At 67.9% G+C, this 15,926-nt stretch carries 16 protein-coding genes; 6 read left to right on the top strand and 10 right to left on the bottom strand.

All coding sequences use genetic code 11. The features are described from left to right. Window position 1: 1 nt before the first annotated feature. Both LXB15_RS10245 and dctP read right to left on the bottom strand, forming a co-directional pair. The gene (locus tag LXB15_RS10245; protein ID WP_233952969.1) at window positions 2-541 is read right to left on the bottom strand and encodes a TRAP transporter small permease subunit; all 540 of its coding nucleotides are present in this window, start codon (window positions 539-541) and stop codon (window positions 2-4) included. A 78-nt stretch (window positions 542-619) separates the two neighbouring features. Next, window positions 620-1,609 carry a TRAP transporter substrate-binding protein DctP gene (gene dctP / locus LXB15_RS10240; RefSeq protein ID WP_233952968.1) on the bottom strand — a complete coding sequence of 330 codons (990 nt, stop codon included), beginning with the start codon at window positions 1,607-1,609 and terminating at the stop codon, window positions 620-622. A 92-nt stretch (window positions 1,610-1,701) separates the two neighbouring features. On the opposite strand from dctP, the gene LXB15_RS10235 reads away from it, so the two are divergent. Beyond that, window positions 1,702-2,469, top strand: coding sequence for a GntR family transcriptional regulator (locus tag LXB15_RS10235; protein WP_233952966.1), 768 nt, complete (start codon window positions 1,702-1,704; stop codon window positions 2,467-2,469). Between the two features lie 102 nt (window positions 2,470-2,571). Here LXB15_RS10235 and LXB15_RS10230 read toward each other — a convergent pair whose 3' ends face one another. The 4 genes from LXB15_RS10230 to LXB15_RS10215 form a co-directional block, all read right to left on the bottom strand. Further along, window positions 2,572-3,210 carry a hypothetical protein gene (locus LXB15_RS10230; RefSeq protein ID WP_233952964.1) on the bottom strand — a complete coding sequence of 213 codons (639 nt, stop codon included), beginning with the start codon at window positions 3,208-3,210 and terminating at the stop codon, window positions 2,572-2,574. Window positions 3,211-3,364: 154 nt separating this feature from the next. Further along, complete coding sequence (locus tag LXB15_RS10225; RefSeq protein ID WP_163043604.1) at window positions 3,365-3,511, bottom strand: ABC transporter; 147 nt, start codon at window positions 3,509-3,511, stop codon at window positions 3,365-3,367. A 354-nt stretch (window positions 3,512-3,865) separates the two neighbouring features. Then, on the bottom strand, window positions 3,866-4,405 hold the full coding sequence (locus LXB15_RS10220; RefSeq protein ID WP_233952962.1) for a hypothetical protein: 540 nt from the start codon (window positions 4,403-4,405) through the stop codon (window positions 3,866-3,868). A gap of 221 nt (window positions 4,406-4,626) precedes the next feature. Beyond that, window positions 4,627-4,995, bottom strand: coding sequence for a hypothetical protein (locus tag LXB15_RS10215; RefSeq protein WP_233952961.1), 369 nt, complete (start codon window positions 4,993-4,995; stop codon window positions 4,627-4,629). Window positions 4,996-5,465: 470 nt separating this feature from the next. On the opposite strand from LXB15_RS10215, the gene LXB15_RS10210 reads away from it, so the two are divergent. The 3 genes from LXB15_RS10210 to msrB all read left to right on the top strand — a co-directional run bounded on the left by LXB15_RS10210 (window position 5,466) and on the right by msrB (window position 7,177). Further along, window positions 5,466-5,816: a hypothetical protein gene (locus LXB15_RS10210; protein WP_233952960.1), complete on the top strand. Its 351-nt coding sequence runs from the start codon at window positions 5,466-5,468 to the stop codon at window positions 5,814-5,816. Between the two features lie 143 nt (window positions 5,817-5,959). Then, window positions 5,960-6,601, top strand: coding sequence for a bifunctional nicotinamidase/pyrazinamidase (gene pncA, locus LXB15_RS10205; RefSeq protein WP_233952959.1), 642 nt, complete (start codon window positions 5,960-5,962; stop codon window positions 6,599-6,601). Window positions 6,602-6,769: 168 nt separating this feature from the next. Continuing rightward, window positions 6,770-7,177: a peptide-methionine (R)-S-oxide reductase MsrB gene (gene msrB, locus LXB15_RS10200; RefSeq protein ID WP_233952958.1), complete on the top strand. Its 408-nt coding sequence runs from the start codon at window positions 6,770-6,772 to the stop codon at window positions 7,175-7,177. 77 nt (window positions 7,178-7,254) lie between these two features. Here the strand turns inward: msrB and LXB15_RS10195 are convergent, their stop codons facing one another. Beyond that, window positions 7,255-8,301: a histone deacetylase family protein gene (locus LXB15_RS10195; RefSeq protein WP_233952957.1), complete on the bottom strand. Its 1,047-nt coding sequence runs from the start codon at window positions 8,299-8,301 to the stop codon at window positions 7,255-7,257. A gap of 176 nt (window positions 8,302-8,477) precedes the next feature. Next, the gene (locus tag LXB15_RS10190; protein WP_233952956.1) at window positions 8,478-8,903 is read right to left on the bottom strand and encodes a hypothetical protein; all 426 of its coding nucleotides are present in this window, start codon (window positions 8,901-8,903) and stop codon (window positions 8,478-8,480) included. Between the two features lie 188 nt (window positions 8,904-9,091). On the opposite strand from LXB15_RS10190, the gene chrA reads away from it, so the two are divergent. After that, window positions 9,092-10,315 (top strand): chromate efflux transporter, encoded by a 1,224-nt coding sequence (chrA, locus tag LXB15_RS10185; protein WP_233952955.1) that lies wholly within the window; start codon window positions 9,092-9,094, stop codon window positions 10,313-10,315. Window positions 10,316-10,324: 9 nt separating this feature from the next. Here chrA and LXB15_RS10180 read toward each other — a convergent pair whose 3' ends face one another. Further along, on the bottom strand, window positions 10,325-13,510 hold the full coding sequence (locus LXB15_RS10180; RefSeq protein ID WP_233952953.1) for an efflux RND transporter permease subunit: 3,186 nt from the start codon (window positions 13,508-13,510) through the stop codon (window positions 10,325-10,327). Next, window positions 13,507-14,685, bottom strand: a complete 1,179-nt coding sequence (locus LXB15_RS10175) for an efflux RND transporter periplasmic adaptor subunit (protein WP_233952952.1) — start codon at window positions 14,683-14,685, stop codon at window positions 13,507-13,509. Before LXB15_RS10175 ends, LXB15_RS10180 begins: the two co-directional genes overlap by 4 nt. Before the next feature lie 283 nt (window positions 14,686-14,968). On the opposite strand from LXB15_RS10175, the gene LXB15_RS10170 reads away from it, so the two are divergent. Then, window positions 14,969-15,904: an NAD(P)/FAD-dependent oxidoreductase gene (locus LXB15_RS10170; RefSeq protein ID WP_233952950.1), complete on the top strand. Its 936-nt coding sequence runs from the start codon at window positions 14,969-14,971 to the stop codon at window positions 15,902-15,904. Window positions 15,905-15,926: the final 22 nt, after the last annotated feature.

Genomic DNA, 15,926 nt, shown 5'->3' with positions numbered 1-15,926 from the left:
CTCAGGCTCCCTTCGCGATGTCGGAGAAGTGCGCTTCCTGCGTGCCGAGCGCCGGATCGGCGCCGTCGAGCCAGAGCCGCGTCAGTTCGGCGACATATTGCACGAGCAGCCAGACCATCCCGATCAGCATCGGCAGGACGGGTATCCACAGCGGCAGCGCCCAGACCGTCTCGGTGGTCCAGCCGTTCACCCAGGCTTCCTCGAAGTGATACCAGGCGGCGTAGGCCAGCAGCCCGACGAACACCATCGAGGCGAGCCCCGAGAGCATCTGCAGGGCAAGCCGCAGGCGGGGCCCTGCCGCCATCTGCAGGAGGTCGACATTGACGTGGCCGCGCTCGATCAGCACCCACGGCGCGCCCAGGAAGGTCGCGGCGACGATGGCATAGATCGTGTATTCGGTCTGCCAGACGGTGGATTGCACGAGAACGTAGCGCACGAACACCATCTGCGTGACCGAAAGGATCGCGGTGACGAGCAGGATCCCGGCGATCAGGCCGAGAAACCGCGAAACTGCCGAGACGCCGGCGATGAAGGACCGCATGTCAGATACCAGGCAAGAGACGAGGGAGGGGAGCCGGCAGGCCGGCCCCCCTGGACGGTTCCGTCGCTCGACGCCCGCCTATTCGACGGCGAGCGCGGCGTCGATCAGCTGCTGGCCGTTCGGCACCTTCTCGGCGAACTCCTTGTAGGAAGTCTCCTTGGCGATCTCGAGCCAGGCATCGTAGTCTTCCTTGGACATCTCGACCACTTCGACGCCGGCCTTCTTGTAGGCTTCGACCAGCTTCTCATCGAGCTTCGGTGCTTCTTCGGCGAAATACGCCTCGGCCTTCTCGCCGGCGGCGATCAGCGCATCCTGCTGCTCCTTGGTCAGCCGATCGAAGGAGCGCTTCGACATGATCACCGGCTCGTACATGAACCAGAGGGCGTTTTCGCCGGGTGCCGTCAGGCACTTGGAGACCTCGTAGATGCGGAACGAGACGAGCGAGCCGGACGAGGTGCTGGCGCCCTGCAGGACGTTCTGCTGCATGCCGGTATAGATTTCCGACGACGGCATCGAGGAGATCGATGCGCCGGCGCCGACCAGCATCTGCTCGAAGGCCGGGCCGGCCGCCCGCAGCGTCTGACCCTTGGCGCTCTCGGGCGTCGTGATGCAGTTCTGCGACGACACGAACCCGCCGGCGAGCCACGCATCGGCGAGAACCATGGCGCCGGCCTCGTTGATCGATTCCTTGATCGAATCCATGAACGGCGAATCGTTGAGGCGCGCCGCGCGCTCGTGATTGCCGACCAGGCCCGGCATCAGCGTCGCCGAGAACTCCGGGTGCCGCCCGGACGCGTAGTCGAGCGGGAAGGCGGTGATGTCTACCTGGCCCTTGGTCACCGCGCCCCACTGGTCGCTGGCCTTGAACAGCGACTCGCCCGGAAACACCTGCATCGTCAGCCCGACATCGGCCGCCTGGACTTCGCGTGCGATCATCTGGACCATTTCGTCCCGGACGTCGCCCTTGCCGCCCGGAAACTGGTGCGAGGCCCGCAGCGTCACGTCCTGGGCCAGCGCGCCGCCGGCGATTGCCAGCGTGCAGACGGCCGAAAGCAAGATCGATTTCATGGATTTCTCCTCCCTTGTAAGCGCCTCCCAGCGCGTTGACGCGAGCCAATACACTCTTGCATGCTATGTCAACCAGATTGTATACGATCTGCATGACGCCGACGGATGCACCGACCGATTCTACCCCGCTTGTTGATCCGTCGTCCGGCGATTCGTCGCCCTTGGCCGGCAGCAAGCCGGCGAAGGCGACGGGAGGGCGGCCCCGAGGCACTGCCATTCGCGACGCCCTGGAGCAGGAGATCCTCATCGGCGCTCGGGATGCAGGCGAGCGGCTCGACGAGTCGCTGCTGGCAAAGCGTTTCGGCGTGTCCCGAACCCCGATCCGCGAGGCGATCAATCAGCTGGCCTCCGCCGGCCTCATCGAGCAGATCCCCAATCGCGGCGCCTTCGTCCGGCATATCGGGCTCGCCGAACTGGTCGAGATGTTCGAGGTGATGGCGGAGCTGGAGGGCATGGCCGGCCGCCTGGCGGCACGGCGCGCTGAACCCGTGTTCCTCGAAGCGCTGCAGACTGCGCTCCTCGCCTGCGAGCAGGCCGCACGATCACGGGATCCCGACGCCTACTACTACGAGAACGAACGCTTCCATCACGCGGTCTACGATGCCTGCGGCAACGCGTTTCTCGCCGCCGAGGCCCGTCGCCTGCATCACCGCCTCAAGGCGCATCGGCGCCTGCAGCTGCGGGTCCCGCAGCGAATGCGCCAATCGCTGGCAGAGCACCGCCGAATCGTCGCCGCGATCGTCGCCGGCGACGGAGAGGCAGCGGAGCGCGAACTGCGCGATCATATTGCGGTGCAGGGCGAGCGCTTCGCCGACCTGGTGGCGGGCGCCGGCTACGGGGACGGCCCGCGCCGCGGGTGAAGGCCGCGCTTCGGGTTTCGCGATGTCCAACAAAAAATGCCAGGGGGCCGGGCCGCCTGGCATTTCTCGTTCAATCGGTCGGATGGGTCGGCAGCGCAGCCGTCAGGTGTTGAGCGCCTTCAACTCGTTGATGTAGTCCTTGGGGAACAGCATCGGGTTCGGCGTCTTCAGGCCCAGGTGCTCGGCGATGTCGCCGACATAGGCGCTGCAGTTGTAGAGCACCGCATGCCACAGCGGGCTGCTGCTCTGCTTCTTGCGGATGAACGCCACGAGGTCGCGGTACTGCGCCTCGGTCAGGTCGATCCGGTAGCGCGCGGTCATGTAGGCGTTCTCGGAGTCGCCGTCGCTCGGTCCGGTCTCGGACGGGACGGGGAGCACATGGCCGATCGTGTAGGGCACGTTGCTTGTCGAGGCCGGATGCAGGCCGGTGATCTCGGTCATGCCCGGAATCAGGACGCCGCTGGCGTCGGTGGGCACGCGGCCGTTCTGGTCGAGCTCGCCGAACACCGCGAAGGTATGGCCATAGCTCATCGCCGAACGGGCGCGGAATTCGACGAAATAGGGTTTGGCGCGGGCGACAGTCGCGGCATCAGTCGGCGCAAAAGCTGCCGGTGCGGCGAACGTCGATGCGGATGAAATACGGTCGCCCGAAGTCACCGTATCAGGTGCGCTCGACGTGCAACCGGCAACGGTGATTCCCAAGCAAGCCACAAAGGCCAGCCGAACCAGGGACAACGACATGATATGCCTCTCTAAAAGGGGATAGAGTGTCCCCGTCTCGGCCGTGGCCGAGTCACGACACCCGACGCACGTTGGAACGCCGCGGGTCATGAACTTGAAATAAGGCGGTACTTGGGGGAAGCGCGAAGCGGCTCCCCCCAAGTGACCCAGGGCATTAGCCCTTGGTGACGTACGTCTCTTCGACGACCATCGGCTCTGCGACAGGGGCCTTGCCCTTGCCCTTGCCGATGCCCTTGCCCATGCAGCCGGCGAAGCTTGCAAGAGCGAAGCACGCGACCGATGCGATGATGACTTTCTTCATAGTAGCTACCTATCAGTGCCTGACGGTTGATGCCGCAGTTCAAATTCCCGACGCTGTTTGCGGCCGGTGCGTCGGCAACCTGTTGCTTTTGGGCGATAGCGGCAAGTGCCGAAAAGCCACACTGGAACGGGAACGTGGGGGAAGCGACCCCTCAATCTAAACAAACGGTTGCGGCCGTATTGGCAGACCGGGGCACCCCGTTGAAATCGCTGCCGTTCACGCTTCGGCCCATGATCGCGCACGACCTCTGGGCGGTATGACACGAAGGCCTCAACCTTCGTTAAATCGTGCAACGTTGCGCGAGAATCCCGGCCTCGGACGCTCCATCACCAGCAGAATCAATCGCCTGTCCCGTCACAGAGCGGCCTGAGCCGCCCCGGGACCGTTGATGACCAGCCGCGCTTCGCGGATCGCGGTGATGTTCTGCTGGATGATCGCCGGCTGCTCCCCGAAGGAAAAGGCGGTCCCGTCGGCGCCCGTCGCCGCCTGGAACGCCTGCAGGAGGGCATCCCGGGTCGTGGCGCAATTGCCGTAGGCGATGGCGGCCGCCACGTCCTCGGCAACCGGCTTTACCGCCTCCTTCACCGATTCGTCGTAATTGCAGAAGGCGTCGGCCCGCAGCGCCTGGTCGAGCTCCCCGGAGACCGACCCGTATTGCTGCTGGATCAGTGCCTTGCGGGAATTGTAGTTGTTCAGATAGGTCTTGCGCATCGCCAACCGGCACTGGGCATAGACCAGCTCGCCGGGCTGGATCAGAAGACTGCGGCAATGCGCATCGTCCTCCGCCTCGGTCAGCCGCAGGGCATCTTCCAGGTCGTTTCCGCCGGTCACGCATCCGGACAGGAGGAGGCTGACAGCCAGGGTCGCGGCGATGCGCATTTCAGTGCCTTTCATGGGCCTTCCGCGCGGTCGTCGCGGCGGGAAGGTCGAATCGCCGAAGCGATGATCGGCCCAGCAGGCCGTGGAAGTGGGAAGGCCGGTGGCCAGCGCGTTCCGTTGCGGGACTTTCGCGCGCAAGACAACCCTCAGAAGCGAGGATTCCGGCGAAGGTGTGGCCGACGGGTCGCGCCTGGTGAGGACAGCCGCTCAGCCGCGACGCGGGCAGCCGCCTGCCTTCATTGCGGCTGGACCTGCTTGCGCACCTCGTCACGCAGTCCGTCCGTCAGGCTCTTCGCCGCGCAAGTGCGGGTCGGGCTGATCACCTCCTGCTGCTCGAGATCCTCGTCGGAAACCGGGCACACCTCGGCCGCGAGCGCCTCCGGCACCGCGACGGTCAGCGGTACATCGGCGATTCCAACGGCGAGATCCCTGGCCAGAGCCGTCTTCACGCCCCAGTCGCCGAGCGACACCTCGACCAGCCTCGCCGGATTCTCGACGTCGGCCGCCGGTTCGCTCACCTGCGCCAGTCCGGAACCGGCCATAGCGAGCAGCCCGCCAAGAGACGCGGCGATAAGTCGCTGGGGGTGACGCGTCGGTGCGCTCATCGTTTTCTCCGGGATTGTCGTCGGGTGATAAGGCCGGAGCGCGACATCCGTTCCATACCGTTGCGATGCAGCAAAGCTCGTCCGGAACGGCGCCGGGCCTCGCCATCATACTGCCGATCGCCCGACCGCCATGCCGGAACCGGAGTGCCGGAAGAGGCGAAGCCGACACCGGACGTCGCCGCATCGACAGGCAGTGTGAGACGCCGGATGCTGATGACGCGAGAAGCCTTGCGTTATCAGTAGTTCGGGCCCCGGACCAAGTACCGGCAAGTCAGTCGACGGATGCAGGTCACGACGGGCTGCATCCGTCGCCGCTCCCGGCGAGTATCTGCTGTCAGCACACGCCCCGCAATCGTCAGATCATGTGCGTGCCCCGGCAATTCTTCATGGCTGCCATGCCGTTGTGCGGCGCAGCAATCGTACCTAGTCTGTGGTTTGGGAGGTTCACACCGGATCTCAGGAACCAGACCATGAAGACCATTTTTGCAGCAACCCTCGCCAGCCTTCTCGCAACCGGGGCCATCGCCGGCGAGCTGAAGCCGCTTTCCGGGCAGGGCATCGCGCTCGGCGACGTCACTGGCGCCGCCTATTACACGGTCGAGCCGGACGGCTTCCGCGTCGTCGCGACGATCGCCGATGGCGAGAGCGGCGAGCCGGTCCGTGTCGTCTCCACGCTGGCCGACGGGCAGAGCATCACCATCGCGGTACCCGCCGCCGTGGGCGAGCGCTCGAACGATGTCGTCATCTCGCGGACCGGCGACCGCGTCGACGTCACCCATCGCCCGGCGCCCGACCTCCGGGCGGCAATTTCGCTCGACTGAGACGTACCGGCCGGGCCGAGTCTCTCGGCCCGGCATGGGCTCTGCGGGGCGCGAGCGAGCGTCAGCGGCCGTTTGCCGCTCGCGTCCCGCTCGTCGAGCAGGGTGCGCTTTCCCGGGGCGTGGATCGATGCCATCGTCGTCTCATGGCAAATTTCGAGATTCGCGCTGACGACGCCCTGCTCGTCGTCGACGTCCAGAACGATTTCTGCACCGGCGGCGCCCTTGCGGTAGCTGACGGGGAGGCGGTCGTGCCGATCATCAACGGACTGGCGTCGCTGTTTTCCGTCGTGGTGCTGACCCAGGACTGGCACACGCCGGGGCACGCCTCCTTCGCTTCCACCCATGGCCGCAATCCGTTCGAGACGATCGACCTCGCCTACGGGCCGCAGGTGCTGTGGCCGGATCACTGCGTCATGGGCACGCCGGGCGCGGCGCTCCATGCCGGACTCGTCGTTCCCGCCGCGCAGATGGTCCTGCGCAAGGGGTTCCATCCCGGCGTCGACAGCTATTCGGCATTCCGCGAGGCCGACCGCCGGACGCCCACCGGCCTTGCGGGCTATCTGCGCGAGCGCGGCGCGACCCGCATCTTCATCGCCGGCCTCGCCACCGATTTCTGCGTCTCGTGGACGGCGCAGGATGGGCGGGCCGCCGGATTCGAGGTCGTGGTCGTCGAGGACGCCTGCCGCGCCATCGATCTCGATGGCTCCCTGGAGCGGGCCTGGCAGGACATGCAGGACGAAGGAGTCGTGCGGGCCGCCGCCTCCGGTCTTTCCGTGCCGGCCTGAGTTCGCCGCCGTCCGCAGGGCCGGTCTCGTGCCGCGCGGGATGCCTGCCTATATGAGCGCCAGACGGCCCTCGGGCGGACCGACGAGCCATCAGGCCTCGCCCGCGCCGCCGAGCGGACCTTCAAATTCCCCGTGCCGCGAGGCGCGGGATACAGCCAGGAGCCCAGCATGGACGCCAAGACCTATCCCTTCACCCGCACCGATGCCGAGTGGCGCGCCGTGCTGACGCCCGAGCAGTACGCGGTCATGCGCGGCCACGGCACCGAACGCCCGGGCAGCTGCGCGCTGCTGCACGAGAAGCGCCCGGGCATGTTCACCTGCGCCGGCTGCGGCCAGCCGCTCTTCGTGGCGGGGCGGAAATTCGAGAGCGGCACGGGCTGGCCGAGCTTCGACACGCCGGTGGAAGGCGCCGTCGAGACAACCGAGGACCGCAGCCACGGCATGGTCCGCACCGAGTGCCACTGCAGCAACTGCGGCAGCCATCTCGGCCACGTCTTCCCGGACGGGCCGCCGCCGACGGGCTTGCGCTACTGCATCAACGGCGTGGCGATGAATTTCGAGCCCGACCAGGGCTGACGGTGATCGGGGAGGGGCGACCGGCTTCTCCCCGCCACACGGCAGGCCAAGGCCAGCTCAGCTGATTGCCCGCCTCTTCAGCCTTCCTGGAACGCCGCGACGAAGGCCGGCGCGGCTTCGGCCACCGCCGCGAGCGAGTAGCCGCCCTCCTGGACGACCACCGTCGGCAGGTTCACGCCACGGAGCAGGCGGCCGAGCGACGGGTAGGCGGCGGTGGTGACGGCGAGCTTCGACAGCGGGTCGTCGCGATGCGCGTCCCAGCCGGCCGAGATCACCAGCGCCTCTGCGCCGAATCGGCTGACGGCGTCCGCCAGCGTGCCGACCGCCGCGACGAAGGCGGCATCGCCGGTGCCCGGCGCCAGCGGCAGGTTGAGGTTGAAACCTTCGCCTGCGTCCACGCCCCGTTCCTCGGCATAGCCGAAGAAATGCGGGTAGTACGAGGACGGGTCGGTGTGGGTCGACCCGACGAAGACGTCGTCCCGGTCATAGAAGATCGCCTGCGAGCCGTCGCCGTGATGCGTGTCGAAGTCGATGATGGCGACGCGCTTGTAGCGCCCGCGCAGCAGCTGCGCGGCGATGGCGGCATTGTTGAAGAAGCAGAAGCCGTTGGCACGATCCGGATAGGCGTGGTGGCCGGGCGGCCGGGAAAGCGCGTAGGCGGCCGGCGCGCCGTCCAGCACCGCCTGCGCCGCCGCCGCCGCGGTGGCCGCCGAGGCGAGCGCCGCGCCGAACGTGCCTTCCGTCATCGCGCAGGAGAGATCGCCGATATACCAGCCGGCCTGGCCGAGTATGCCGGTCGTCCGGGGGCGCGGCCGGGCGCCCAGCTGCGTCGCGCCCGAAAAATACGGATGAACGTTCGGCAGGACCTCCGGCCCGGCATTGGGCAGCGCCTGGAACCGCGCGAAGGCCGACTCGAGGAATTCGACATAGTGGTCCGCATGGACCGCCAGGATCGCAGCCCGATCGATCGGCGCCGGCCGCTCCGGCTCGATCCCGAGCCGGCCGAGCGAGGCGATCAGCGTCTCTCCGCGCTCGGGGTTCTCAAGCGGCCGGATGAGCCGGCCATGGACGCCGTATTGGGTGGGCCGATGAGCAAGCTGCTCGGGGGAGAAGAACAGGCGCATGCGGGTCGGCCTCTGCGGATACGGATGACTGGCTGGGGTCGCGGCGGGCGGCGGCCGCTGACGACCAGGGCGAACTTGCCGCGGTACGGTCCTTGAGTCGCCGGCCCGTGGCAAGTCGCACTGCCGACTGTCAGCGGCGAGAAGCCAGGTTCATTGTCCGGATGACGCCGTCGGCACTAGTCGAAGGTCCGGCCATTCCAGCGGACGGAGCCTTGGGTGCCGCCATGGGCGTACATCGAGATGTCGGGGACGTCGCCCGGACCGGCGGTGACGCCACCGCCAAGCATTTCCAGGACGGGCTGGAGCAGCGTCCCGCGCCGGACATAGAAATGCACCGAACAGACCTGCATCCCGCAGAACAGGCTGCGCCCCGAAACGCCACCGCCGGCGCAGGTGATCGCCTCGTGCGCGATGATCAGGTCTGCCGCCCCGTCGCCGGTGAGGTCGCGCTCGATGACCCCGCTTGGCTCGATCGTGCCGCGGCCGCCATCGCACGCTTCCGCGATCTGCTCGGCCACCAGATACTCGGCCGCCCGCGACCGGGCTTCGGCGGACGCCGTCATGGCGAGAAGGGCGGCGAGGGGGACAAGGGTAAGCTTCATAGGCCGGCCCAACGATAGTTGCGGAGATTGTCATGCTGCCGTCTTCGCGCAGCGCTTACGAGCAACCTCTCCCCGCCCTTGCGCAAGCGGGACTGCTCGGCTTTCGTGCCGTCGCGACGAAGCGCACGCATGGTGAGGGGTGAACCGATGAATGGGTATCTGCGGAAGCCGACGAGAGCGCAGCGATAATGGCGGCCAGCGAACACGCTGCCGCCACCGGACAGGTCCACCCGGGCTCGCCGCTCGAAGTCTTCCGGGTCTTCCTGCTGCTCGGCCTGACATCCTTCGGCGGACCGGTGGCTCATATCGGTTATTTCCGCGAGGCCTTCGTCAGCCGCCGGCAGTGGATCGGCGACCGGGCCTATGCCGATCTGGTGGCGCTGTGCCAGTTCCTGCCGGGCCCGGCCTCGAGCCAGGTGGGCATGGCGATCGGGCTGCAGCGGGCCGGCTATCTCGGCCTGCTGGCGGCCTGGACGGCTTTCACCCTGCCATCGGCGATCCTGCTCGTCGCCTTCGCCTACGGCGCAGCGGCGCTCGGCGCGGACGGCGGCTCGGGCTGGATCGACGGGCTGAAGGCGGCGGCCGTGGCCGTCGTCGCGCATGCCGTGCTCGGCATGGCCCGGAGCCTGACGCCGGATCGCGAGCGCGCGGCCATCGCCGTCGCCGGCATGGTGCTCGCGCTGCTGATCCCGACGGCCTGGGGCCAGGTGCTGGTCATCGCCATCGGCGCCGTGCTCGGGCTCGCCTCGCTGCGCGGCATCGCGCCGGGGACGGGCGATTTCGGCGGGCTGGCGGTTCCCGTCAGCCGGACGGCGGCCCTCGGCGCGCTGGCGCTGTTTGCCGCGCTGCTGCTCGTCCTGCCGATCCTTGCGGCGGGGACCGGCAATGGCGCCGTGACGCTGTTCGACGGCTTCTACCGCGCCGGCGCACTGGTGTTCGGCGGCGGCCACGTGGTCCTGCCGCTGCTGCAGGCGGAAGTCGTCGACCCGGGCCTCGTCTCGCGCGAGGCGTTCCTGGCGGGCTATGGCGCGGCGCAGGCGGTGCCGGGCCCGCTGTTCTCCTTCGCCGCCTATCTCGGCGCGGTGATGAATGCGCCGCCGACGGGCATCGCGGGCGCGGCGATCGCGCTGGTCGCGATCTTCCTGCCGTCGGCGCTGCTGATCGTCGGCGCCCTGCGGTTCTGGGAGGGGCTGCGCAGCGCGCCGCTGTCGCAGCGCGCGCTCGCGGGGGTCAACGCTGCCGTGGTGGGGCTCCTGGCCGCGGCGCTCTACGACCCGGTCTTCACCGAAGGCATCACCTCGCCGGGCACCATGGCGATCGCCGCCGTCGCCTTCGTCCTGCTGGCCGCCTGGCGGGTGCCGGCATGGGCGGTGGTCGTGGCGGCCGGCCTCGCCGGCTTCGTCGCGCTCTGACGCCTCACCTCATTCCGCCGGGCTCGCCTCCAGATCGGACCGCTCCGGCGGCGCCTCGCGGCGTCGGCTGCCGAACAGCCCCCGCAGCACCACGAAGAACACCGGGGTGAGGAACAGGCCGAAGAAGGTGACGCCGAGCATGCCGGAGAAGACGGCGGTGCCGAGCGACTGGCGCATCTCCGCGCCCGGGCCGGTGGCGATGACCAGCGGCACCACGCCGAGGATGAAGGCGAAGGCGGTCATCAGGATCGGCCGCAGCCGCAGCCGGCAGGCTTCGACCACGGCGTCGACGGCGTTGGCGCCGGCTTCCTCCGCCTGCCGCGCGAACTCGACGATCAGGATGGCGTTCTTGGCGGCCAGGCCGATCAGCACGATCAGGCCGATCTGGGTGAGGATGTTGTTGTCGAAGCCGCGATAGGCGACGCCGAGCAGCCCGGCGAGGACCGCGAGCGGCACGATCAGGATGATCGCCAGCGGCAGCGTCCAGCTCTCGTATTGCGCCGACAGGGCGAGGAAGACGAACAGCACCGACAGGCCGAAGATGAAGATCGCCGTGTTGCCGGTCTGGCGCTCCTGATAGGCGAGTTCGGTCCACTCGAAGGTGGTGCCCTGCGGCAGGATGTTGCGGGCGACGGTCTCCATGCTGTCGAGCGCCTGGCCGGTCGAGACGCCGGGGGCCGGATTGCCCTGGATCGGGATCGATACGTACATGTTGTAGCGCTGCACCAGCGCCGGGCCGGTGACGTCGCGGATCTCGACCAGCGTGCCGAGCGGCACCAGCGCGCCGGAGGCCGAGCGAACCTTCAGGCGCAGGATGTCCTCCCGCTCGACGCGGAAGCGCTCGTCGGCCTGCGCCCGCACTTGATAGACCCGGCCGAACGCATTGAAGTCGTTGACGTATGACGCGCCGAGGTTGATCGACAGCGTCTCGAAGATGTTGGGGATCGGCACGTCCAGCATGCGGGCCTTGTCGCGGTCGATCTCCAGATAGAGCTGCGGGCTGGAGGCGGAGAACGTCGTGAAGACGCCGGCCAGCCCCGGCGTCTGGTTGGCCGCTCCGACGATTTCCTGCGCGAGCCCGGTGATCGCCCGCACGTCGGAACTGTTGAGTTCCTCGACCTGCATCCTGAAGCCGCCACCATTGCCGACGCCGCGGATCGACGGGGGCGGGATGGCGATGATGAAGGCCTCCTGGATCTCCTGGAGACGTCCGAACAGCGAGCCGATGACGGCGTCCGCTCCCAGGCCTTCCTCTCCGCGCTGCTCGAAACTGTCGAAGGCGGCGAAGATCACGCCGGCGTTGGACGCATTGGTGAACGTTGCGCCGGAGAAGCCGGAGAAGGCGACGGCGTTGGCAACCCCAGGTGTCGCTTCGATGATCTCGGAGGCACGGCGCACCACGGCGTCCGTACGGGCAAGCGAGGCACCCTCCGGCAACTGGATGACGGTGATGGCGTAACCCTGATCGAGCGTCGGGATGAAGCCGCGCGGTACCGTCGTCGCCATGTGGTAGGTGGCGTAGAGCAGGCCCGCGAAGATCAGCAGCATGGCGGCGAGCGCGACCCGGGTGCCGACCAGGAAGCGCACCGCCCTGGCATAGCCGTTCGCCATGCGGTCGAACCCCCGGTTGAAGCCATTGGCAAGGCTGCTGCCGAACCGCGCAATACGGGATCGCGGTGGCTGGTGGTCGTGCGACTTCAGCAGGATCCCGGCCAGCGCCGGCGAGAGGGTGAGCGAGTTCAAGGCCGAGATCGCCGTCGCCACCGCGATCGTCACCGCGAACTGCAGGTAGAATTGCCCCGATATGCCGGGGATGAAAGCCGTCGGGACGAACACCGCGATCAGCACCAGCGAGATGGCGATGACGGCGGTGCCGACCTCGTCCATGGTCTGGTGCGCCGCCTGCTTCGGCGTCATGCCCTCGGCAATATTGCGCTCGACATTCTCGACCACGACGATGGCGTCGTCGACGACGATGCCGATCGCCAGCACGAGGCCGAACAGCGTCAGCATGTTGAGCGAGAATCCGAAGGCGAGCAGCAGCGCGAAGGTCCCGATGAGGGACACCGGGATCGCGACGATCGGAATCAACGCCGTGCGCCACGACTGGAGGAACACGATGATGACGACGACCACCAGGATGATGGCCTCGAAAATCGTCTTGTAGACCTCGTTGATCGACTCCGAGATGAATTCCGTCGGATTGTAGACGATCTGGTAGGCGAGCCCGGGCGGGAAGTCCGCCGACAGCCGCTCCATCGTGGCAATGACCTCTTCAGAGGTGGCGAGGGCATTGGTGCCCGGCCGCTGGAAGATCGCCAGTGCCACCGCCGGCTGGCCGTTGAGATAGCTGTTGGTGACGTAGTCGCGCGCGCCGAGCTCGATCCGCGCGACGTCCTGCAGCTCGATCAGCCGTCCGTCCGACGTCGACTTGACGATCACGTAGCGAAATTCCCGCGCGTCCTCGAAACGGCCCTGCGTCGTCACCGTGTACTGGAAGGCGTTCTCGCCGTCGTTCGGCGGTGCTCCGATCGCGCCGCCGGAAACCTGGACGTTCTGGTCGCGCAGCGACTGGACGACGTCGCCGGCGGTCATGCCGTAGGACGACAGCTTGTCCGGATCGAGCCATATCCGCAGCGAGTACTCGCGCTCGCCGAAGATGATCAGGTCGCCGACGCCGTCGAGCCGGAGCAGGGCATCGCGGACGCGCGAACGGGCATAGTTCGACGTGTAGAGCTGGTCGTAGCTGCCGTTGGGGGACAGCATGTGGACGACCATCATCAGATCCGGCGAACTCTTCAAGGTCGTCACGCCGATCCGGCGGACCTCTTCGGGCAGACGTGGTTCCGCCACCGCGACGCGGTTCTGGACCAGCACCTGCGCCTCGTCCAGGTCGGTGCCAAGCCGGAACGTGATCGTCAGGCTCATCGCCCCGTCGCTCGTCGAGTACGAGGACATGTAGAGCATGTTCTCGACGCCGTTGATCTCCTGCTCGATGGGCGTTGCCACGGTGTTGGCGACGGTCTCGGCGTCGGCGCCGGTATATTGTGCGCGCACCACCACCGTCGGCGGCGCGATCTCCGGATACTGCGCCACCGGAAGCTGCGTGTAGGAGATGCCGCCGATGATCAGCAGCAGCAGCGAGATGACGCTGGCGAAGATCGGCCGGTCGACGAAGAAGTGCGCGAACCTCATTCCTCGCCCTCGGCAACGCGTTCCGGCGGCAGCGTTTCCGGCTGCGGATCGACCGTGATGTTCGGCCGCACGCGCATCAGCCCGTTGACGACGATGGTCTCGTCGCCGGTCAGGCCCGAGCGCACGACGCGGTAGCCGTAGAGGCGCGGGCCGGTGCGCACCGGCTTGGCGGATACCGTGTTGTCCTCCGCCACCACGTAGACGATGCGGCGGTCCTGGTCCGCGCCGATCGCCTCGTCGGGCACCAGGATGCCCTGGTGCGGCAGCGAGCCCGGCACGTTGACCCGGCCGAAAAGGCCCGGCAAGACCTTGAGGTCGGGGTTGGGGAAGCGGGCCCGCACCCGCATCGTGCCGGTCTCCCGGTCGATGCGGTTCTCGGCGAAGTTCAGCTCGCCCGAGATCGCATCGAGGTCGCCGTCGGGGAGATGCACCGTCACGGGTAGCCCGCCGGCGCCCTCCTGGAGATTGCCGCCCCGCTGGGCGGCGTCGCGCGAGTAGGCGAGGAATTCCCGCTCGTCGATGTCGAAATAGAAGTCGATCGGATCCAGCGAGACGATGCTGGTCAGGATCGTCTGGTCGGCCTGGACGAGATTGCCGACGGAGACCAGGCGCCGGTCGATGCGCCCGGCGATCGGGGCGGTGATCTCGGTGTATTCGAGGTCGAGCTGCGCGGCCGCGACGGCGGTCTTGGCGCCTTCGTGGCTCGCCTGCGCCGCCAGGAATTCGCGCCGCCGGTCGTCGACCGTGGAGACGGGAATATTGCCGGATTTCGACAGTTCCTCGGCCCGCCGGTACTGGCTTTCGGCGAAGTCGAGCGAGGTCTCGGACACCGCCAGCTGCGACTGCGCCTGCTCCAGGGCGAACTGGAATGGGCGCTGGTCGATGGTGAAGAGCGGATCGCCGACCTTCACCAGGGCGCCGTCGCGGAAATGCACCTTGTCGAGATAGCCGCCCACACGGGCGCGGATCGACACCGCATCGACCGCCTCGAAGCGGCCGATGAACTCGTCGTCCTCGACGATCTCCCGCACGATCGGCTTGGCCACCGTCACCGGTGGCGGCGGCGCGCCCGGCGCCTGAGCGGCGGCCGGGAGTGCGAGGATCGATAGAAGCAGGGAAGTGGCAAGGACCGAAAGCAACGAGCGGCCCGTGCTGCCGCGCTGACAAGCGTTCATGATGAGGCACCCGGAACCCGGAAGGATGACTGCGGCAACGCACCAAGCCGAATGTATCCACCCCGCGGTTACTGTCACAAGTGCCGAAACGTGAACGCGGCGTCAAACTTCGTCGCCCGGCGGAATATTCGTGGCGCGATCGGCGCGGCGGCCCGCCGCAGGCCGGCATGGGTCGCGCCTGCCGACTTCGCCGCCGGCACCGGATCGACATCGGGCTGGCGCGGGGCTATCTCGGCGAGGCCGCCGGTTCCGCCTGGGAGCGGGCAACTTCCATGGGTGCCCCTTGAACGACCCTGCTGCCGTCGTCGACTGCCTGATCGTCGGGGGAGGCCCTGCCGGGCTGACCGCGGCGCTCTACCTCAAGCGCTTCCGCCGGTCGGTCCTGCTCGTCGACGGTGGCGAGAGCCGCGCCGCCTGGATCCCCGAGAGCCACAACATCCCGTTCTTTTCGAGCGGCATATCCGGCAAGCAGATCCTCGCGCGCGAACGCGAGCACGCGGCCCGCTACGACGTCGTCGCCGAGACAGCGCGCGTGACGGCGATCGCCAAGTCAGATGGCGGCTTCGTCGCGACCATCGAATCGCCCGACGGCGCCGTCCGCGACGTGTCGGCCCGTCGGGTGGTTTTGGCCACCGGTGCCGTGGACGTCGAGCCGGACCTGCCGGATGTGCCCGACGCCGTGCGCCGCGGCCTGGTGCGCTATTGCCCGATCTGCGACGGCTACGAGGCGATCGGCAAGCGCGTCGCCGTCATCGCCAGGGGCGATCACGGGGTGGGGGAGGCGATCTTCATCCGCCGCACCTACAGCGACGACGTCACGCTGCTGACGCTCGGGGAAGAGCTCGATCTGCAGCCGGACCAGGCCGAGGACCTGCGCGAGAAGGGGGTGACGATCGTGGAGGATCCCATCGTCGCCCTCGACCACAAGGGCGACGCGATCGGCGCGCTGCGCACCGCGCAGCAGGAGCTGCGGTTCGATATCCTCTATTCCGCCCTCGGCCTGCGCTATCGCTCGGAGCTCGGGCTCGCCCTCGGGGCCCGGCACGACGAGCGCAACGCGCTCTGGGTCGACGAGCACTGCCAGACCAGCGTCAAGGGGCTCTATGCCATCGGTGACGTCGTCATCGGCCTCGACCAGATCGTCGTCGGGATGGGCCAGGCCGCCTATGCGGCGACGCACATCCACAATCGCTGCGAATACCCCACCGACGACGAGTGATCCGCGCAAGTGTCCGGCTCGG

Origin of the sequence: Aurantimonas sp. HBX-1 (assembly GCF_021391535.1) — a bacterium.
Taxonomy (GTDB): domain Bacteria; phylum Pseudomonadota; class Alphaproteobacteria; order Rhizobiales; family Rhizobiaceae; genus Aurantimonas.
The sequence above is the reverse complement of the archived record's forward strand: the minus strand, read 5'-3'. Positions and strand labels throughout refer to the sequence as shown.